The following is an 18,959-nucleotide window of genomic DNA, read 5'->3' on the forward strand; positions in this document are numbered from 1 at the left end:
CTCACCCATGTGGCAAAGTGCCCCTTATGTGCCACTACTGCGGCTGCCGTGAGATTCCGCTGATCAAGGAGTTCATCGCGGAGCACGAGTCCGTGACGGACGCGGCGGGCGCGGCCCTGCGCGCGCTGGACGACGGGGACCACGGTGTCGTCGGCGAGCTGGTCGCCCGGATGGAGCGCGAGCTCGTGGCGCACTGGCGGGGCGAGGAGCAGGGCCTCTTCGCGGTGATGAGCGCCGACCCGGAGTACGCGGACTACATCGACGCGCTCGTACGCGAACACCGTGAACTCGGCGCGTTCCTCCGGGATATCGACCTCACCCGCGACGCGGACGTCGTCCGGCTGCGGGCGGCGGTGGACGAGTTGCACCACCACATCGCCAAGGAGGAGGACGGCCTGTTCCCGGCGTCGCTCACGGCGTTGACGGGGGACGAGTGGGACCGGTCGATGCGGGCGTGGCGGGAGGCGCATCCGGCGTAGTCGTGAGGGCGTCGCGTCGGCAGGATGGCGATGCGAGGCAACGATCACGGGTTTCCCGTTCGGAATCCGTCCGATGGGCCGGACCCTACGATGACCGCATGCCTACGACAAAGCGCCACTGGGCTTCCCTCGCCGCGCTGCTCACCCTGCTTGTCCCCTTGGCGGGTTGCGGGACAGGAGGGGACGGCGGGACCGGAATCGGAAAGCGTGCCGGTGCGTCGGGCGGCAAGTCGCGTGACGACGAGCAGTCGATACCAAGGCCCCCGAAGGCCGGGCTGGGCGACATCATCGTCGGGAACCGGGCGATCACCGGTTCCCGGCCGTCGGGGAACCGAAAGGTCCCGTATCGACGTACCTACGCGGATGGCGAGCTGTACGCGACCGTTACGGGATACCGGTCGCTGGTATACGGGCGCAATGAGCTGGAATCGGCGTACGACGATGTCCTGAACCCCGGCGCGTCCTCCCCCGGCAGTCGGCCGGGCAACGTGGTGACGGCCATTTCGCCGGCCGTCCAGCGCGCCGCCATGGACGCGTTGGACGGCCGGGAGGGTGCCGCGGTCGCTGTAGACGTGCGCACCGGGCACATCCGGGCACTGGTCAGCACTCCGTCGTACGACCCCGCCACCTTCAGCGGCAATTCGATGGAAGACAGCCGCGGCTGGATCGAACTGACCGGCAACAGGCACAAGCCGTTGTTGAACCGGACCAGGAAGGAATCGACGCCGCCGGGTGAGACCTTTCATCTCGTCGTCGCGGCGGCGGCTCTGGAGAAGGGGCTCTACTCCTCGGTGGACGAGGCGACGGACACTCCGGCGTCCTACACCCCTCCCGGCAGCAGCAAGGCGCTGACCGGTGACCCCGCCCATTGCGGGAACGCCTCGATCCGCACCGCGCTGCGCTATGCGTGCGGGAACATCTTCGCACGGTTGGCGGTCGACGTGGGGGAGGCACAACTCGCTGCGACGGCACAGTCGTTCGGATTCAACGACGACGAGCTGCTCATACCGACGCCCGTCAATCCGAGCGACTACCCTCGTGGACGGAACGCGGCGGACCTGGCCGCTGCGGCCAACGGGTCCGGAGGAGTCACCGCGACGCCCGTCCAGATGGCACGGGTGATGGCCGTCATCGCGGGCGGCGGCAAGCAGGTGCATCCGCAACTGGTCACGAAGGTGGTCAGGGCCGACGGCAGCGTGGAGCAGCCGAAGGATCTCGCCGAGGACGACGGCCGCCGGGTGGTGGGGCAACGAACCGCCGCACAGTTGCAGTCGGCTCTGCGGACTTCGGCCGACGGTGTGACGGGGTGGGTGCGGCAGTGGGACGTGAACAGCGGCGGTGAATCGGTCTCCTGGTCCGTTTCCCTGGCCCGCTCGGGGGACGAGGGCCCGATGGCCATCGCGGTGTACCTCTCCAATCCCCGAGCGTCGAGTGACCGTGCGGACGATGTGGCATTGACCGAGCGCGTCGTGGAACGCATGCGCAGGGCCGCTGCTGCGTCGCATTGACCGACCCGCCCGGTTGACGCAGGCGGCGATGGCCTCAGCAGGGCGACCCGCAGTCGCTCGCCGCCTGCGGCTCCGCCAGGACGTCGAGGCCGTAGCCGAGGGCCGCGAGGGCGGTGGTGGCCGCCGCCAGGGCGAGGGCGGTGCGCCACCGTCCGCGTACGGCGGCGAAGGCGGCCAGGGCCGTGAGGGTGCCGCCGAGCAGCAGGAGTGGGAGGCCCAGGAACAGGATGTCGGTGTTGCGCTCGCTCTCGAAGGCGCCGGAGAGGCCGCTCCGGGCGTACGGAAGCCAGACCGCGAGGCCCGCGAGGGCGCCGATCGCCGCGGTGAGGAGCCCTGCGGCGCCGGTGAGGGCTTCGCGTCGGGGGGTCGTGTGTGCTGCGGTGTCCATGAGGGGAGAGACGTCCGGCCGGGGCGGGAAGTTTCAATCCTCAACGATCGGGCGCGACAGGGCCTGGATCGCGGGGCGGAGCAGCGCGGCGATGTGCTCCGCTGACGCCTCGCGGAGCACGGCCAGGCCGAGGAGCTGGTGGCCGACGGTCACGCCGAGCAGCGCGGTGACCATCAGCGCGGCACGCAGTTCGGCCGCGAGGCCGTGCGCGCCGGATACCGGGCGGCCTGGGGTGCCAGTCCCGCCGAGGTGCGCGAGGTGCGGAGGGTCGCGGTCCTCGAGACCGCCGAAACGGGCGTGATCGTCGCGGAGCATGGCGTGGTGGGGGCTTTGCCGGGCAGGGACGCCGCGTTCACCGTCCCCGGTCTCCTGGTCCTCCAACGTCCACGACGGGCTGCTCACGCGCGTGCGTGACTACATGGACAGCGCGGGGGTCGCCGACGCCAGGGGGTGAGGGTCCGGCCGTCCGGGGTGGCGTTGCCCTTCAAATCGATTGACACCCGGGAGCGGAATGCCGGACGTTCGGCCGTGATCCACCCGTGCGCCGCAGGGACAGAGAGGGCAGCGGATGACTTCCGGAAGAGGGGGCCTGCGGCAATCGGCCCCCGTACGGCGCGTCTTGGAGCAGGTGCACACCGCAGGGCGCGTGAAGGACTGCGGGGAGACGGTGGAGTTCAGCTGGCCCGGGGTGTACTTCGAGGGCCGCTTCCGCGGGACCGGGGTCGGGGTGGTGCTCGACTGCGCGGCCGCCGACTACGACGTCCAGGTCGACGGGGCCACCGTCGCCACCCTGGTCACACCCGGCGACACCACGTACTGGATCAACGGTCTGAGGGACGGCGAGCACACGGTCCGGGTCGTCAAGCGGAACGACACCCCGGGGGAGACCAGCGCGTTCGGAGGCTTCGTCGCCGCACCCGGGGGTGCCGTTCTGGGCAGGCCGGCGCCCCGCGACCGGCAGATCGAGTTCATCGGGGACTCCATCACGGTGGGCTACGGCAATGTGCCGCACACCGGTGCCTGCGGTCCCGAACAGGTGAAGCGGAACACCAACAGCGACGTGAGCCACGGTGCCCTCACCGCGCGGCGGCTGGACGCCGACGACCAGCTCAACGGCTTCTCCGGCTTCGGCATGGCGCGCAACGTCGCGGGCATCTGCCCCGGCCTCACGTACCGGACGTACTACGACCGCGCGCTGCTGGACGTGGACGGCGACGTCTGGCAGAACCCGGGGACGTGGCGGCCTCACATCGTGGTGGTCAACCTCGGCTCCAACGACTTCTCCGACCTCACCCCCGGTGAATCGTGGACGCCGGACGCTCTCGCGCTCGCCTACCGCGCCGCCTACGACGAGTTCCTCCGGGAACTGCGGACGCGCTACGGCCCCGGCACCAGCCTCGTGGCCGTCGGCTTCGACAGGAACGCCGAGCACGTGCGGCAGGTGGTCGACGCGCGCAACGCCACGGGCGACAGCGGGGTCCACTACTGGTCCCTCGATCTGTCGGGCCTGGATCTCCTCGGCTGCGACGGCCACACCTCGGCCCGCGACGACCGCCTGATCGCCGACCGCCTGGTCCCGTTCCTCCGGAGCCTGCCGACCGGGTGGTAGGAGGCGTGGGCCGGAAGCCCGTGTCGATCGTGGTGGCGGCAGGAAGTGTGGGGACTCGCCGCAGTTCGGACCGGTGCTGGAAAGGGTCCGCGTGCCCCGCATCGGGCCGGGCCGGCCACGCGCCCGCCCTGATCGGGGTGCGGCCGGACAAGGCGTATGCCTTCCCCGGACATCGCGCCTGCCTGCGCCGCCGGGGGATCCGCTGCACCATCCCGGACAGGGCCGATCAGGCCCGCAACCGCCGGGAGCCGCCCCGCCCGTGCACGCGCGGCCTCGCCGTACGGCTTGCGCGGGGGCCCGACTCCTTCGGGTCGCGATGACCCTCCGGCGGGGCGTCGTACGACGTTATGACCAGGCCTGACGGGCAGACGTGTAGTGATTGGCCGACAACGTCCGGTTACGGGCCACAGTGATGGATCGTCACGGTCCGGATGTGTATGAATGCGGAGCGTGACCATTTGGTCTTCATCGCTCTGCGGGTCCCGACGAAAGGGCACAGCCATGCCTTCGGCCATGCGTAAGACGACGACAACTCCACGGGCACGACGACTGGCCGCCGCGATCGCCGCGGTGGGCAGCTGCCTGGCGCTCGCCGCCCCGGCGGGAACCGCCGACGCGGCACCCGCCGACCCGGTACCGACCGTCTTCTTCGGCGACTCCTACACCGCCAACTACGGCATCGCCCCCCTGAACAACCAGGACAGCCCGAGGGCCTGGTGTTTCCAGGCCACGGAGAACTATCCCGCTGTTGCCACCCGGAGCCTGGCGGACAAGGGCATCACGCTCAAGGTCCAGTCGGACGTCTCCTGCGGAGGCGCGCTCGTCGAGCACTTCTGGCGTGAGCAGCCGATGCTCGGCGGCGGGACCGCTCCGGCACAGCGGGACGCGCTCAAGGACGACACGAGGCTGGTCGTGGGCGGCATCGGCGGCAACACGTTCGGCTTCGCCAGCATCCTCAAGCAGTGCTCCGCCAAGCTCCGGGGCGATGAGGGGCTGGCCCTGCCCGGACAGCCGGTGGACCCGGACAGTGCGGCCGACGAGTGCGCGGACTTCTTCACGTCGGGCGACGGAAAGGCATGGCTGGACTACAAGGCCGAGCAGGTCGAATCCGAGCTGGTGGACATGCTCGACGCCATGGGCGCCATCTCCCCGTACGCCGATCGGGTCCTGGTCGGCTATCCCCGACTCGTGCCCCAGGACGCGACCAAGTGCGCGACTGCGGCCCCCGGCCAGACGGAACTGCCCTTCGCCGACATCCCGCAGGACGCGCTGCCCGTCCTGGACCAGGCCCAGAAGCGACTCGACGACGTCATGAAGAAGGCCGCCGACGACTCCGGCGCCGACTACGTGGACCTCTACGCCCACACCGGCAGCAACACCGCGTGCGACGGCGCCGACCGGGGCATCGGCGGCCTGCTGGAGAACTCCAAGGTCGAATTCGGCACGCCGCTCCCCTGGTACGCCCACCCCAACGAGAAGGGCCGTGACATCCAGGCCGAGCGCGTGACCGCCAAGATCGAGGAAGTCCTCAACCGCTGACCAGGCCACGCATCCCCGCCCCCGGAACGACCCGCGTCTCGACGCGGGTCACCCGCTCCTGAACGAGGCCCCAGGTCCGCCCGCGACCCGGGGCCTCACCTCCCAGCGGACCGGACGAACTCGGGCTGCACCGCGCCGAGGCGTCCACCAATCCGGAGAATCTGCCGTCGCAGCGGGTGCTGCGCCGCAACGGGTTCAGCCCGTACGGCCTCGCGCACTCCTCGATCTTTCTCGACGGGAGCTGGCGGGACGGGCTGCTGTGGGAGCGGATCCTCGGCGACTGATCAGGCGGCTCTGTGCGGCTCCGCCTCGCGGCAGTCGCGGCAGGGGCCCGGTTCCGGGGCGCGGAAGACGCGGTCGCAGCGGTCGCAGTCCTGGAGGGGGATGGCGCCGGGGGCCGGTGCCGGTGCGGCGGGGAGCGGGGGTGGGAGCAGGGCGGTCAGTCGGTTGCGTACGAAGCCGGCCGGGTGCCTGACGACCGGCGGGAGGTCGCTGGTCAGGGCGTGCTGGACGGTGGCGGGGTGCACGTCGCGGTCGAGCCAGGTGGCGACTGCGGGGGCCAGTGCGTCGATGTCCTGTGCCGACAAGGTGAGTTGGGGCGCGTGGCGGCGCAGGCCCGTGAGGAGGGTGGTCGCTGCCGTGGGGTGGGATTCGACGGCCGGGGCGGGCGGCGGTGCCGCCGGTGCGGGCTGCTGCTCAGGGGTGGCGTCGGGGTGGTTGTACGACGTCGTACGGGTGACCACGCGGCCGTCCGCCAGGCGCACGCGGCTGCGGTGCAGGTACCCGGCGGCCTCCAACTCGCGCAGTGCGGCGGCGATTCGGGCCTCGCTCTCCGGGAAGCGGGCCGCGAGGAACTTGATCCCCACCCTGGCCCCCGTGGGCAGCGACTGGATGTGGGCGGCGAGCCCGATCGCGGTCAGCGAGAGCTCCGCGTGCTGGGCGAGGTGGTTGCCGATGACCGTGAAACCGGAGATGTGGCGCACGTTGACGTGGTGAACACCGGCGGTGGAGGGGCCGGACGGGGCGCGCGAGGGCGCGATAACCTGCGGGGTAGCCATCAGGAAGCGTTCTCTTCCGTGTTGGTCAGGCCCCTGGTGGAGATGCCCGTCTCGCCGGGGGCCGTCACGTTGTGTGGTGTTGTCGCGGCGAGCATATGCCAGCCAACCCGTCCCGAATCCAGCCCAGTTGCCCGAGTTCACTCGCGCGAGTGATGCAGGTCAAGACGGGGTGGGGTGGGTATTGGTCTGGTTCTTTCCCAGGTTCTTTAAAAGCCTTATTACGTCGCGAAGGACCGCGACCCGGTGGCCCGGGACGCGGTCGGAGGCGTCACGGTAGTCACGGTACGAGGTCGAGTTCCGCCCACACCGTCTTGCGCGGCACCGGCCCCTCCTCGACGCCCCAGCGGTCCGCCAGCGCCTCCACGATGAGCAGGCCGCGCCCGCTCTCCGCGCACGGGCCGGGGGTGTCGGGCACGGGCAGGCGGTCACTCCGGGTGTCCGTCAGCTCGATCCGCAGCCGCGCCGTGTCACTCACGGTGAGGCTCAGGCGGAAGTCCCGGCCCTGCACGCGCCCGTGCATGGCCGCGTTCGCGGCCAGCTCGGCGACGATGTGCGCGGCCGCCTCGGTGGGGAGCCCCCAGTGGCCCAAGTGCGCCGTCGTGAGCAGCCGGGCGAGCCGTGCGCCCCGGCGCGTGGGGGAGAGCAGTACGGCGAACTGCCGGGCGGGAGCGGAACGTTCGGTTCGGGTGATTTCTCGGTTCACGTCACTCAGAGTGGCCGTGGGCGCCTACCGTGAACAGTGACTCGGTGCTTACGTACGGTCATTGTCCCCAGCTTGTCCAGTGCTGTCCCCGCTGTACGGGGTGACGCCCGGGGGACGTACACGGTTGAGGAAGAACGGCACGCGCGCGGAAGCGGGGCACGGATGAGTGTGGACGAGATCGGTACGCAGTGGCAGCCCGACGCCGGGGCGGACGAACCGGGCTGGGACGTCGACCCGGACGACGAGTCGGGCGTCGCGGTGGTCGCCGCCGTGGGGCGCCAGATCCGGGCGTGGCGGGAGGCGGCGGGGCTCACGGCGGCGGAGTTCGGGACGCGGTTGGGGTACGGGGAGAACCTGATCTACAAGGTGGAGGGCGGTCGGCGGATCCCTCGGCCGGAGCTGCTGGACATGGCGGATCGGGTGTGCGGGGCGGGCGGCAAGATCGCCGCGATGAAGCAGGATCTGGCGGCGGTTAGGTACCCAAAGAAGGTGCGGGACCTGGCGAAGCTGGAGGCGAGGGCCGTTGAGATGTCGTTGTACAGCAACCACAACATCCACGGCTTGCTGCAGACGCCCGAGTACGCGCGAGCCCTGTTCGAGATGAGGCGCCCCGCTTACTCGCAGGACGAAGTGGAGCGGGTGCTTGCCGCGCGCATCGCAAGGCAGGCGATCTTCGAGAGATCACCGGCGCCTGCGCTCAGCTTCGTCCAGGAAGAGGTGACCCTGCGGCGTCCCATCGGGGGCACAATGGTCTTGCGTGGCCAGCTCGAACGGCTTTTGGAGCTCAGTGAGTTGCGAAGCGTCGAGATCCAGGTGATGCCGACCCATCGTGAGGACCACGCGAGCATGGAGGGCGGCGTTGAGGTGCTGAAGTTCGAAGACGGTACGGCGGTTGGGCGGGCAGACGGCGCCTTCGCAGGTCGACCGGTGTCTGACCAGAAGCAGATCAGGATCCTTGATCTCCGCTGTGGCATGATCCGGGCCCAGGCGCTGCCGCCGCGGGAGTCGCGGGCCTTCATCGAAAGAGTGTTGGGAGAGACATGATTCGCGAGACCTCTGCCCGGGGTGCTGCCGGGCTGGAGTGGTTCAAGAGCAGCTACAGCAGCAGCAGCGAAGGGGACTCGTGCGTCGAGGTCGCGGCGGCACCGGGCGCGGTGCACGTCCGTGACTCCAAGGACCTGTCCGTGCCAGAGCTCGCCTTCGGCGAGTCCGCGTGGGCGGGCTTCGTTTCGTACGCAGCCGACTGCTGACCCTTCACGCGCTGGGAGGCGCACATGATCCGCGAGACCGAGTGGTTCAAGAGCAGCTACAGCGACAACGGCAACAGCAATGAGTGCGTCGAGGTCGCGGCGGCGCCCGGCGCCGTGCGCGTCCGTGACTCCAAGGACCTGTCCGTGCCGCCGCTCGCCTTCGGCGAGTCCGCGTGGGCGGGGTTCGTTTCGTACGCCGCCGGTCGGTGACCTGGCACTGACCGCCCCCCGCGGCTGCGGGGGGCGTCAGGCTCGTGGTGCGAGTGGCGGCAGCCGAAAATACCGGGAACAGGCGGCCGTCGGCTCCTACCCTGGTGCGGTGAGTGACTATGAGATGTCGGCCGAAGACGTGGTCGCGCTGGTTCAGCGGCTCGACGCCCACGGCGTGGATGCGTGCATTGGTGGCGGGTGGGGCGTGGACGCACTGCTCGGGGAGCAGACGCGCGACCACTCCGACCTCGACGTATGGGTGCCGGCCGCACACCTTGAGGCCCTGTTCCGCGCGTTCGCGGAGGCCGGTGTCGACCGGATCTTCCCGTGGCCGGACGACCGACCGTGGAACTTCGTCCTGCACGACGGTGTCCGGCGGCGCGTCGACCTGCACCTGTACGAGCCGCTTGCCGGAGGCAGGCTGCACTACGGGTCCGTGGTGACCGGTACGGTCTTCGCCGCTGACGCGCTTGCCGGGCGCGGATCGATCGCGGGCACCCCGGTTCGGTGCGAGTCGGCCGACTGGGCGGTGCGTTGCCACACGGGCTACGAGCCCCGTGACGTCGACCGCCACGATGTGCCCCTCCTGTGCCGGCGGTTCGGGATTCCGCTGCCCGAGGGCTTCGAACCGCTCGGCAAGCCTTGACCTGTCCCGGTCCGTGCCTCTGCCCCGCGTGAGCGGGCCGGCGGAGGGCTTCTGCAGCCCGGACCCCCAGGGGCCGCCCCGGAAACACGTCTCGGGACGTCTCCGGGACTCGCGGGACGGCGGGCACGGACCGGGTCGGGTCGGCCCCTACGGCCGGCCCGGGTCCGGCGCTCGACCGGCTCGCCTCGAAGGGGGAAACGCCCATGCGCAAGGGTCTGTTGACCGACCTCGTCACCGCAGGGCTCGTCCTGTCGGGCGGCCTCCCGGCCGTGCCGGCCGCGAACGCGGCGATCATCACGGACACGTGCGAGTAGACCGCCGCGGAGCCGTCCGGAACGTCCAGGCGTGCGTCGGCATCGAGCAGGACGGCATCGCGGGGCCGCACACCTGGTCCCAGCTGGATGCCGCGGCGAGCAACCCCATGGGCCGGCGCTGCTACTGATCAGGCGCGGGGCGCCTGCGCGCCGGGTTCCGGGGAGGGCGCCTCCATCGGAAAGTGGATCGGGCTGAGCAGGTACTGAGTGCGCCCGGGGCCCGGTTCGTTGGCGAGCTTCGGGGCGATGGCCGCGCGCAGGCCGCCGATCAGCTCCTCCAGTTCCGCCGGGCTGAGCCAGAGTGCGTGCTGGCGGTAGCCCACCCGGTCGGCCACGGGGTCGGCCCCGTCGCGGTCGAGGTAGGCGGTGAACTCGGCCAGCAGGGCGGTCATCGCGGTGGCGAAGGTGCGCCGGTAATCCTCCGGGGTCAGCGCGGAGACCGCCTCCGGGCCGATGGTGGCCCGGTCCTGGCGGAGCCGGTAGTGGCGTTCCACCGCGCCGCGCACCCGACGCTCCTCGGCCACCTCAAGGAGTCCGCCGGACGTCAGCAGGTCGATGTGCCGGTAGACCGTGGCTTTGGACGCCTCCGGAATACGGGCGCAGAGCTGAGAGGTGGTCAGGGTGCGCGCGCCGCCCATCGCGAGAACGATCCGCAGCCGGATGGGATGGGCGAGCAGGTCCAAGGAGTCCACGCTCTTACCTTCTCACGGCTGATACCTTTCTCAGCTATGAGAATGGTCAAGGCTGGGGTGCCGGAGGCGGCGCGTCGATTCGCCGCGCTGCTGCGGACGGAGCGGTTCGAGGAGTCGGTGGAACTGTTCGCGCCTCCGCTGCGGGCGGCCGTGTCCGGGGAGCAGCTGCGGCTCGCGTGGGCGGCCGAGGTCGCCGGGCGGGGCGGCCGCGCGGCCGTCGAGGAGCCGGTGGCCGAGGCCGGCTCGGTGCGCGTACGCATCCCCGTGGTCTGCGCCGAAGGCGGGTTCACCGTGGTCACGTCGGCCGGAGACGACGGTCTGCTGCAGGGACTCCGCTTCGACGCGCAGGGCGACGACGCGTGGGAGCCGCCGGGCTACGTGGACGTGGACCGGTTCACCGAGTGCGAGGTCGTGGTGGGCGCCGGGCCGCTCTCGGTTCCCGGGACGCTCACCCTGCCCGTGGGCGAGGGGCCGTGGCCCGCCGTGGTGCTGCTCAGTGGCGGCGGCGCGTTCGACCGGGACGAGAGCAGCGGTCCGAACAAGCCGCTGAAGGACCTCGCGTGGGGCCTCGCCTCCCGGCAGGTGGCGGTGCTGCGCTTCGACAAGGTGACCTTCGCCCACCCGGGCCGTCTGCGGCCGGACTTCACGATGGCCGACGAGTACGTGCCGCACGCGCTCGCCGCCCTCCGGCTGCTGCGGCAGCGGCCCGAGGTGGCCCCGGACCGGATCCACCTGCTGGGGCACAGCATGGGCGGCAAGGCGGCGCCCCGGATCGCTGCCGCCGACCCTTCCGTCGCGGGCCTGGTGCTCCTCGCCGCGGACACCCAGCCGATGCACGAGGCGGCGGTCCGGGTGGCGCGCCATCTGGCGGCGTCGGCGCCCGGTCCGGCCGCCGACGCGATGGTGTCGGCCCTGGTCCGGCAGGCCGCGGCGGTGGCGGACCAGGGGCTCACGCCGGACACGCCCCCGGAATCGCTGCCGCTGGGGTTCTCCGCCGCCTACTGGCTCGATCTGCGCGCCTACGACCCCGCGGCCACGGCCGCCCGGCTGGAGTGCCCGATGCTGATCCTCCAGGGAGGCCGGGACTACCAGGTGACCGTCGCCGACGACCTCGCGGGCTGGCGGCGCGCCCTCGCGGGCCGGCCGGAGGTGTCGATCCGCATCCATGAGCGCGTCGATCACCTCTTCTTCGCCGGGAGCGGCCCGTCCACCCCGGCCGATTACGCGCGGCCCGGCCATGTCGATCCCGCGGTGGTGGACGAGGTCGCGACCTGGCTGACGCGGTACGAGGCCCCGTAGCGCCTGCCTTCAGGTGTCGCGTGGGCTCGGACCGGGGCGCAGCGACGCCCCCGTGATCCCGCGCAAAACCTCCGCCCCGATCTCCGCCAGCCGGTGCGCCTCCGGGGGCGCCGCGCCCAGGCCGATCGCGTACCCCGTGCCGCCGGGCACCGTGACCGGGCGCGGCCAGACGCGGCAGTCCGGTGCGCCCGCCTCGGCCAGGGCGGCCGTCAGGGCCAGGAGGCGGCCGCGTAGGCGGCCCTCCTCCGTGGGGTGGGCGGAGGCCAGGGCCCAGGCCGTGTGCTCGGTCAGGGCGGGCGGGGCGCAGAGCATGCCCGGCTCCGCGTCCAGGATTTCCCAGGCCCGGAACAGCTCCGCCGTCAGCAAGTCCCGGCCCGACGCCGAGACTTGGCTCGTGCAGGAGCGGACCGGGGCCGTCGGGGTGTACACCGTGACCGGGTCGCCCGTCGTCGGGCCCTCGCCCACCGGGGTGCGCCAGTCCCACGCCGCCCAGGTCGCGAAGAAGTCCCGGAGGCCGCCGCCCTCGTGTGCCGTACGGGCCGCGAGGGCCGCCCAGGCGATGCCCGGGAGGCCGCCGCACGGGGCGGAGTCCAGTCCCCTCGCCGCCGCCCACTCCTTCACGTCCCGGGCCAGTGCGGTGAACGCCTCCTGGTGCGGGAACGCCTCCGCGTCGCTCACCGCGCTCAGCGCCACCGCCGCCGCCTCGCCCAACTCCGCGCGGCGGGCGACCGCCTCGGCCGGGGGGAGCGTTCCCGTCGCCACGGTGACCAGGTCCACGCGCAGGCCGTCCACGTACCACCGCAGGCCCGGGACCCGGGCGCCCGTGACCTCGCGGAGGGCGCGCGCCTCCGGGAAGGCGGCGGCGAGCCGGTCCCGTACGCCCGCGACGTCGGGGAGCGCCGCCACCAGGTCAAGGTCGGCGCCGGGGAGCGCGCAGCCCATGCGCCGGGAGCCCACGAGGTGGACGCGCGCCCCGGGGAGGGCGGCGGCGACGCGAAGGACTACGGACTCGGTCTCCGGTGAAGCCGCGCCGAGCGCCACCCGTACCCCGTAGTGATCCGACACATGCAGTCCACCCGGCCCGGGCTCTTCCCCGAGCAGGGTCGCCCCACACGCCCGCAGCCGATCCGTACGCAGCAGCACCCGGTCGAGACGCGACACCCGCCCCGAGAGGGACGAGATCGCGGCCAGCGGGTTGGCCGACGGGTCGAAGGTCGGGGTGTCGTCGGCGGGGCCGTGCACCTCCGTCCACGCGTCCGCCATCGCCAGGCGGGTCTGCGGGTGGTCGCCGCCGTCGTTGAAGTCGCCGACCAGGACGAGCTCGCCCTCCACGGCAGCCAACCCCGTTGCCAAGTCGGTCAGTTCGGCCTCCCGACGAGCCGCGCCCTCGGCGGAATGGTCGCTGCTGAGGTGCGTGACGGCCACCGTGACCGGTCCGTCCGCCGTCTCCACCACCGCCGCCGCCACCGCCTTGTGCGGGCCCAGTACGTGCACCGCCGCCTCGCTCACCGGCAGGCGGCTGAGCAGCAGCAGGCCGTTGTCCGGCACGTCGTGGCCCGCCGGCTCCGTGGCGAGCGTGTAGGCGGCGCGCACCCAGTCGCAGCCCAGCAGCAGCGTGAGCAGCGCGGGCTCCACCTCCTGGAGCGCGATCACGTCCGCGTCCGCCGCGCGCAGCGCCTCGGCCAGCAGGGGGCGGCGCCGCGCGGTGTCGATGCGGTCGCTGTCGTAGCGGTCCCAGAGGGTGTTCCAGGTGAGGACGGTCAGCGGGCCCGCCGGGCTCTTCGCGCCAGTCGGCGCCATTGACCAGGTGCCCGTCGCGGGGGAGTAGGCGTGCGGGGTCCGGGCCGTGAAGTACGGGGAAGGCAGGCGGCGCGCCTCCCGGATCCGGCCGGCTTCCGTCGCGTCGATGCGGTCCGTACCCGTGGCCCGGTCCCAGACCACCTCGCCGTCCGCCTCGAAGAAGAGGACCCGGTGCCAGGGGATGTCGCCGCCCGGCGTGAACCGGTCCAGCGGCACCCGCTTCGGCTCCCGGCCGCGCTGCGCCACGCCCAGCACGAAGCGCGCCGGGTCGAAGCGGGCGTCCCAGCGGACGCGGTGGTAGAGCTGCTCACTCGTACGCATCAGGCCCGGTCCTCCACGGTTCCGCTGGTGCCGATGTACCAGGTGCGGTGCGCCTGGCCGGGGTACGGGGGGACGAACCGGTGCAGCTGCGACGCCAGCACCTGCGGTGGTACGGGGTGCTCCCGGCGCCCGTTGCGCGCGGCCAGCTCCGCCTCGCCGATCCAGGCCACGGCGTGCGTGACCAGGGCGTCCCGGCGGCGGGCGACCGCGTGGACCAGGGAGCGCTGGTGCGGGTTGAGCGAGGTGGCGTCCCAGACCACCGTCGCGCCGGGGACGAGGGCCGCGTCCAGCCGGTCCAGGCCCTCGCGCAGCACGTCCCCGTTGGCGCTCTGGTCGGCGCGCGAGCCCCGGGCGAGGCGCAGATCGTCCAGCGAGAGGTACGTGGCGACGCCCGGCAGGCCCCGGCCGAAGGTGCTCTTGCCGCTGCCCGAGGGGCCGGCCAGCTGGACCAGGCGCGGGAAGTCCCCGGACCGCCACCGCCAGGTCGCGGCGACCGCCTCGTCGGCGGTGGCGAGGCGCCCGGCCGCGTACGCCTCGCGGGCCTGCGCCAGGCAGCGGTCGGCGGCCTCCGGCGCGAGGCCGGTGAACGCCTCGGCGAGACCGTCCGGCTCCCGCACCTCCTCCGCGTGCAGGGCCGACCACTCGACCTGCTCCCGCGCCTCGGCGGTGTCCGCCAGCACCCCGGACACCGCGTGCAGCACGGGCAGGTCGGCGGCGAGCGCCATCCGGGCCAGCCCGGCGCGCCGCTCCCCGTCGGGGTAGGGGCGGTGCAGCCCGGGGGCCAGCCCGACGAGGTCCGCGACGCGGCGGGCCTGCGGCATGCCGAGCGCGGGGGCCAGCAGCGGGGCGAGGGCGGTGCGGCGGGTGCCGTGCAGCAGGGCCGCGAGGACACCGGTGAGCCGGTCGTCGCCGGTGCGGCCGACGGCGTCCAGGGCGTCGGCGGCGGCGAGGGCGGCGGTGTGACCGAGCGTGTCCGGGGCGTCGGCTTCGGGCGCGGAAGCCCGACTCGGGCCGGACGCGGGCCCGGACGCCGGCTCGGCGGCAAGGCCGGCCGCTCGGCCGGCCGCGAGGCCGGAAGCCGCGCCGGAAGCCAGTCCGACCGCCCCGCCGGCCGCCGCGCCCACCGCGGCCGCCAGCGCCGCCGGGTCGACGGGTGCTCCGCTCCGTACCGCCCACAGCGCCGCCGCCGGCCCGAGCCCGTTCTCCACGACCTGCGCGTGCATCCAGTGCGTATCGGTCACCACGTGCCCCGGCCGCACCCACTTGCCGACGACGCGCCCGAACAGGGCCGCCGGGAAGGCGGCGGCCGGCCGCACGACGTACCCCTCCTGCCGCCCCGTGTCCGGCTTCAGCGCGCGCAGCGCCTTGGCGTCGAACACCCCGCGCCACAGCACCGGCGGCGCCGGGATGCCGAGGGAGCGCAGGAACTCCACGGTCCGGTCCCAGCCCAGGCAGCGGTCGCCGTCCCACACGGAGAACCCGTAGAAGTGGCTCTCCAGCGCGCCGTACGCCAGGGAGTGCCGGGCGAACATGTTCTCGCCGCAGATCCGCCACCCCTGCGGGATACGGGGACCGACGCGGGCCTGGAGGGCCTTCACCCAGGTCCGGGACGGATGGTGCGCCGAGTCCAGCGAACGGGCGTGCAGCCCGTCCGCGTACAACGTGGTGTTCTCCCCGTCCAGCTTCTCGGTGACGACGACCTCGGTCCCGGCCAGCGCGCCGAGGTCCGTCATCCGCACGTCGTCGGAGGTGGCCCCGGGTGACCAGGGGAGATGCGGGGTCCGTGGATAGTGCGTCCGCATGGTCTTCCGCCCCCGTACCGTCGTCGTGCCCGGCCGGAAACTCTAGGGGCGGGGGTACGCGCGTACGACCGAATAACGCGGACGGGGGCGGGGGCCGGGGTCGCCCCGATGCGTGCCCGCGTTTGACCGGACACTCGGGCGGGGTAAGATCCTCGGCCCGATTGGCCAGGCCCGCAGCCCGTATGGCACACTAGCCAGGTTGCTCGGTTGAGTGTCAATGCTGCGCGCCTCCCGCCGGGAGGACCGGAAGCGAGTCCCACAGTACTCGTCGGCCCCATGCGGGCCGGACGTACGGGAATCTTCCGGGAAGCGTAAGTGGGGCACCGGCCAGGCACCCGGTGGGGTTTCACCCCCGGCAGCGTGGTATTCGGCCCGCACCCCCTTGGTTGGGAAATCCTTCGTGATTTCTGCGTAGAGGGGATGCGACACGCCCGACCGCGTGGGTCGGAGGAGAAGGTACCGAACCCCGGGTTCCAGAGCGTTAAACGAGAGACAGGACTACTAGTAGCCATGGCGGGACAGAAGATCCGCATCCGGCTCAAGGCCTACGACCACGAGGTCATCGACTCCTCGGCGAAGAAGATCGTCGAGACGGTGACCCGCACTGGTGCGTCGGTCGCGGGCCCGGTGCCGCTGCCCACTGAGAAGAACGTGTACTGCGTCATCAAGTCGCCGCACAAGTACAAGGACTCTCGCGAGCACTTCGAGATGCGCACGCACAAGCGCCTCATCGACATCCTCGACCCCACGCCGAAGACGGTTGACTCGCTGATGCGTCTCGACCTGCCGGCCGGCGTCGACATCGAGATCAAGCTCTGAGGGGACGGGCCGAGATGAGCAAGAACATCAAGGGCGTCCTGGGCGAGAAGCTCGGCATGACCCAGGTCTGGGACGAGAACAACCGGGTCGTCCCGGTGACCGTCGTCAAGGCCGGTCCGTGCGTCGTGACGCAGGTCCGCACGAACGACAGCGACGGCTACGAGTCGGTGCAGATCGCCTTCGGCGAGATCGACCCGCGCAAGGTGAACAAGCCCCTCAAGGGTCACTTCGCCAAGGCCGACGTCACCCCGCGCCGCCACCTGGTGGAGATCCGTACGCCTGACGCCAGCGAGTACACGCTCGGCCAGGAGATCAACGCCGAGGTGTTCGAGTCCGGCGTCAAGGTCGACGTCACGGGCAAGAGCAAGGGCAAGGGCTTCGCCGGTGTCATGAAGCGTCACAACTTCCGGGGCCTCGGCGCCGGTCACGGCGTGCAGCGCAAGCACCGTTCCCCCGGTTCGATCGGTGGCTGCGCCACCCCTGGGCGTGTCTTCAAGGGCATGCGCATGGCCGGTCGCATGGGTAACGAGCGCGTCACCACCCAGAACCTGACCATCCACGCGGTTGACGCGGAGAAGGGTCTGCTCCTCATCAAGGGCGCGGTCCCCGGTCCGAACGGCGGCCTCGTCCTGGTCCGTACCGCGGCCAAGGGGGCTTGAGGTAATGAGCACCATTGACATCCTTTCGCCGGCAGGCGACAAGGCCGGTACCGTCGAGCTCCCCGCGGAGATCTTCGACGCGAAGACCAGCGTTCCGCTGATCCACCAGGTCGTTGTCGCGCAGCTGGCAGCTGCCCGTCAGGGCACGCACAAGACCAAGCGTCGCGGCGAGGTCCGCGGTGGTGGGCGCAAGCCTTACCGCCAGAAGGGCACCGGCCGCGCGCGCCAGGGTTCGACCCGCGCGCCGCAGTTCGTCGGCGGTGGCGTCGTCCACGGCCCGCAGCCGCGTGACTACTCGCAGCGCACCCCGAAGAAGATGAAGGCCGCCGCCCTCCGCGGTGCCCTCTCCGACCGGGCGCGTCACTCCCGTATCCACGTCGTCACCGGCGTGGTCGAGGGTGGGGTCTCCACGAAGGCCGCCAAGACGCTGTTCGGCAAGATCTCGGAGCGCAAGAACGTGCTCCTGGTCGTCGACCGCAACGACGAGGCCGCGTGGCTCTCCGCACGCAACCTGCCCCAGGTGCACATCCTGGAGCCGGGCCAGCTGAACACGTACGACGTGATCGTCTCTGACGACGTGGTCTTCACCCAGGCCGCCTTCGAGTCCTTCGTGTCTGGCCCCCAGACCGCTGAGACCGAAGGGAGCGACGCCTGATGAGCGAGGCGACCGTTACCAGCAAGACCTACGACGACCCGCGCGACGTTCTCGTCAAGCCGGTTGTCTCGGAGAAGAGCTACGCGCTGCTCGACGAGAACAAGTACACGTTCATCGTCGCGCCGGGCTCCAACAAGACCCAGATCAAGCAGGCCGTCGAAGCGGTCTTCTCGGTCAAGGTCACCGGGGTCAACACGATCAACCGCCAGGGCAAGCGCAAGCGCACCCGCACCGGTTTCGGCAAGCGCGCCGACACCAAGCGCGCCATCGTGACCCTCGCTGAGGGCGACCGTATCGACATCTTCGGCGGCCCGACCTCCTAGTGAGGCCGAGTCGTCCGGAATCGGACGAGGACTGAGAAATGGGTATCCGCAAGTACAAGCCGACGACCCCGGGCCGTCGTGGCTCCAGCGTCGCCGACTTTGTCGAGATCACGCGGTCCACGCCGGAGAAGTCGCTGGTCCGCCCCCTGCACAACAAGGGCGGCCGTAACAACACCGGTCGTGTGACCGTTCGCCACCAGGGTGGTGGCCACAAGCGCGCCTACCGCGTGATCGACTTCCGTCGTCACGACAAGGACGGCGTGCCGGCCAAGGTCGCGCACATCGAGTACGACCCCAACCGCACCGCGCGCATCGCGCTCCTGCACTACGCGGACGGCGAGAAGCGCTACATCATCGCGCCGCGTGGTCTGGTGCAGGGCGACCGTGTCGAGAACGGCCCGGCCGCCGACATCAAGCCCGGCAACAACCTGGCGCTGCGCAACATCCCGGTCGGTACGACCATCCACGCCATCGAGCTGCGGCCCGGCGGCGGCGCGAAGTTCGCCCGCTCCGCGGGTGCCTCCGTGCAGCTGCTGGCGAAGGAGGGCACCATGGCCCACCTTCGTATGCCGTCGGGTGAGATCCGCCTGGTCGACGCCCGCTGCCGCGCCACCATCGGCGAGGTCGGCAACGCCGAGCAGTCGAACATCAACTGGGGCAAGGCCGGCCGCATGCGGTGGAAGGGCGTCCGCCCGACCGTCCGTGGTGTCGTGATGAACCCGGTCGACCACCCGCACGGTGGTGGTGAGGGTAAGACCTCCGGTGGCCGTCACCCGGTTTCGCCGTGGGGTAAGAAGGAAGGTCGTACTCGTTCGCCCAAGAAGGCGTCGAACAAGTACATCGTCCGCCGCCGCAAGACGAACAAGAAGCGCTAGGAGCGGGTTT

General features: G+C 71.7%; 22 protein-coding genes and 2 pseudogenes. 17 read left to right on the forward strand and 7 right to left on the reverse strand.

Going from position 1 to position 18,959, the window contains the following annotated elements; all coding sequences use genetic code 11:
* The first annotated feature begins 26 nt into the window (after positions 1-26).
* A complete protein-coding gene (locus tag ABZ565_RS11125) occupies positions 27-479 on the forward strand; it encodes a hemerythrin domain-containing protein (protein ID WP_361023542.1) in 453 nt (150 codons plus the stop codon).
* A 98-nt stretch (positions 480-577) separates the two neighbouring features.
* Entirely contained in the window at positions 578-1,987 is a 1,410-nt protein-coding gene (locus tag ABZ565_RS11130; protein ID WP_361023545.1) for a penicillin-binding transpeptidase domain-containing protein, read from the forward strand.
* A gap of 34 nt (positions 1,988-2,021) precedes the next feature.
* Here the strand turns inward: ABZ565_RS11130 and ABZ565_RS11135 are convergent, their stop codons facing one another.
* Positions 2,022-2,375 carry a hypothetical protein gene (locus ABZ565_RS11135; RefSeq protein WP_361023548.1) on the reverse strand — a complete coding sequence of 118 codons (354 nt, stop codon included), beginning with the start codon at positions 2,373-2,375 and terminating at the stop codon, positions 2,022-2,024.
* 33 nt (positions 2,376-2,408) lie between these two features.
* On the reverse strand, positions 2,409-2,777 hold the full coding sequence (locus ABZ565_RS11140) for a hypothetical protein (RefSeq protein ID WP_361023551.1): 369 nt from the start codon (positions 2,775-2,777) through the stop codon (positions 2,409-2,411).
* A 226-nt stretch (positions 2,778-3,003) separates the two neighbouring features.
* On the opposite strand from ABZ565_RS11140, the gene ABZ565_RS11145 reads away from it, so the two are divergent.
* From ABZ565_RS11145 to ABZ565_RS11160, 4 genes and pseudogenes are all read left to right on the forward strand, one after another.
* Positions 3,004-3,984: a GDSL-type esterase/lipase family protein gene (locus tag ABZ565_RS11145; protein ID WP_361023554.1), complete on the forward strand. Its 981-nt coding sequence runs from the start codon at positions 3,004-3,006 to the stop codon at positions 3,982-3,984.
* A 73-nt stretch (positions 3,985-4,057) separates the two neighbouring features.
* Positions 4,058-4,214, forward strand: a pseudogene (locus ABZ565_RS11150) (IS5/IS1182 family transposase); the annotation flags it as partial.
* A gap of 283 nt (positions 4,215-4,497) precedes the next feature.
* Positions 4,498-5,523, forward strand: coding sequence for an SGNH/GDSL hydrolase family protein (locus ABZ565_RS11155; RefSeq protein ID WP_361023558.1), 1,026 nt, complete (start codon positions 4,498-4,500; stop codon positions 5,521-5,523).
* Positions 5,524-5,636: 113 nt separating this feature from the next.
* Positions 5,637-5,807 (forward strand): annotated as a pseudogene (locus ABZ565_RS11160) (GNAT family protein); the annotation flags it as partial.
* Here ABZ565_RS11160 and ABZ565_RS11165 read toward each other — a convergent pair.
* Positions 5,808-6,581 carry a helix-turn-helix domain-containing protein gene (locus ABZ565_RS11165; protein WP_361023562.1) on the reverse strand — a complete coding sequence of 258 codons (774 nt, stop codon included), beginning with the start codon at positions 6,579-6,581 and terminating at the stop codon, positions 5,808-5,810.
* A 277-nt stretch (positions 6,582-6,858) separates the two neighbouring features.
* Complete coding sequence (locus tag ABZ565_RS11170) at positions 6,859-7,284, reverse strand: ATP-binding protein (RefSeq protein WP_361023565.1); 426 nt, start codon at positions 7,282-7,284, stop codon at positions 6,859-6,861.
* Positions 7,285-7,446: 162 nt separating this feature from the next.
* On the opposite strand from ABZ565_RS11170, the gene ABZ565_RS11175 reads away from it, so the two are divergent.
* From ABZ565_RS11175 to ABZ565_RS11195, 5 genes are all read left to right on the forward strand, one after another.
* Positions 7,447-8,328 (forward strand): helix-turn-helix transcriptional regulator, encoded by an 882-nt coding sequence (locus ABZ565_RS11175; RefSeq protein WP_361023568.1) that lies wholly within the window; start codon positions 7,447-7,449, stop codon positions 8,326-8,328.
* The gene (locus tag ABZ565_RS11180; protein ID WP_361023571.1) at positions 8,325-8,534 is read left to right on the forward strand and encodes a DUF397 domain-containing protein; all 210 of its coding nucleotides are present in this window, start codon (positions 8,325-8,327) and stop codon (positions 8,532-8,534) included. Before ABZ565_RS11175 ends, ABZ565_RS11180 begins: the two co-directional genes overlap by 4 nt.
* 24 nt (positions 8,535-8,558) lie before the next feature.
* A complete protein-coding gene (locus tag ABZ565_RS11185) occupies positions 8,559-8,744 on the forward strand; it encodes a DUF397 domain-containing protein (protein WP_361023574.1) in 186 nt (61 codons plus the stop codon).
* Between the two features lie 109 nt (positions 8,745-8,853).
* A complete protein-coding gene (locus tag ABZ565_RS11190; protein WP_361023577.1) occupies positions 8,854-9,390 on the forward strand; it encodes an aminoglycoside nucleotidyltransferase in 537 nt (178 codons plus the stop codon).
* Positions 9,391-9,694: 304 nt separating this feature from the next.
* A complete protein-coding gene (locus ABZ565_RS11195) occupies positions 9,695-9,832 on the forward strand; it encodes a hypothetical protein (protein ID WP_361023580.1) in 138 nt (45 codons plus the stop codon).
* On the opposite strand, the gene ABZ565_RS11200 is transcribed toward ABZ565_RS11195, so the two are convergent.
* On the reverse strand, positions 9,833-10,396 hold the full coding sequence (locus tag ABZ565_RS11200) for a helix-turn-helix domain-containing protein (protein ID WP_361023583.1): 564 nt from the start codon (positions 10,394-10,396) through the stop codon (positions 9,833-9,835).
* Positions 10,397-10,432: 36 nt separating this feature from the next.
* On the opposite strand from ABZ565_RS11200, the gene ABZ565_RS11205 reads away from it, so the two are divergent.
* Positions 10,433-11,695, forward strand: coding sequence for an alpha/beta hydrolase (locus tag ABZ565_RS11205; protein ID WP_361023586.1), 1,263 nt, complete (start codon positions 10,433-10,435; stop codon positions 11,693-11,695).
* A 9-nt stretch (positions 11,696-11,704) separates the two neighbouring features.
* Here ABZ565_RS11205 and ABZ565_RS11210 read toward each other — a convergent pair whose 3' ends face one another.
* Together ABZ565_RS11210 and ABZ565_RS11215 are read right to left on the reverse strand one after the other, a co-directional pair.
* Positions 11,705-13,816 (reverse strand): RNA repair domain-containing protein, encoded by a 2,112-nt coding sequence (locus ABZ565_RS11210; protein ID WP_361023589.1) that lies wholly within the window; start codon positions 13,814-13,816, stop codon positions 11,705-11,707.
* Entirely contained in the window at positions 13,816-15,618 is a 1,803-nt protein-coding gene (locus tag ABZ565_RS11215) for an RNA ligase family protein (protein ID WP_361023592.1), read from the reverse strand. The genes ABZ565_RS11210 and ABZ565_RS11215 overlap by 1 nt, the downstream gene beginning before the upstream one ends.
* Positions 15,619-16,128: 510 nt before the next feature.
* Here ABZ565_RS11215 and rpsJ point away from each other — a divergent pair.
* The 5 genes from rpsJ to rplB are packed head-to-tail and all read left to right on the forward strand — an operon-like array spanning position 16,129 to position 18,949.
* Complete coding sequence (gene rpsJ, locus ABZ565_RS11220) at positions 16,129-16,437, forward strand: 30S ribosomal protein S10 (protein ID WP_003948644.1); 309 nt, start codon at positions 16,129-16,131, stop codon at positions 16,435-16,437.
* A gap of 14 nt (positions 16,438-16,451) precedes the next feature.
* Positions 16,452-17,096 carry a 50S ribosomal protein L3 gene (rplC, locus tag ABZ565_RS11225; RefSeq protein ID WP_018101228.1) on the forward strand — a complete coding sequence of 215 codons (645 nt, stop codon included), beginning with the start codon at positions 16,452-16,454 and terminating at the stop codon, positions 17,094-17,096.
* Between the two features lie 4 nt (positions 17,097-17,100).
* On the forward strand, positions 17,101-17,751 hold the full coding sequence (rplD, locus tag ABZ565_RS11230) for a 50S ribosomal protein L4 (protein WP_018101227.1): 651 nt from the start codon (positions 17,101-17,103) through the stop codon (positions 17,749-17,751).
* Positions 17,751-18,074: a 50S ribosomal protein L23 gene (gene rplW / locus ABZ565_RS11235; protein WP_111337412.1), complete on the forward strand. Its 324-nt coding sequence runs from the start codon at positions 17,751-17,753 to the stop codon at positions 18,072-18,074. The genes rplD and rplW overlap by 1 nt, the downstream gene beginning before the upstream one ends.
* A gap of 38 nt (positions 18,075-18,112) precedes the next feature.
* Positions 18,113-18,949, forward strand: a complete 837-nt coding sequence (gene rplB, locus ABZ565_RS11240) for a 50S ribosomal protein L2 (protein WP_361023596.1) — start codon at positions 18,113-18,115, stop codon at positions 18,947-18,949.
* Positions 18,950-18,959: the final 10 nt, after the last annotated feature.

The organism is Streptomyces sp. NPDC016469 (assembly GCF_040632905.1).
GTDB lineage: Bacteria > Actinomycetota > Actinomycetes > Streptomycetales > Streptomycetaceae > Streptomyces.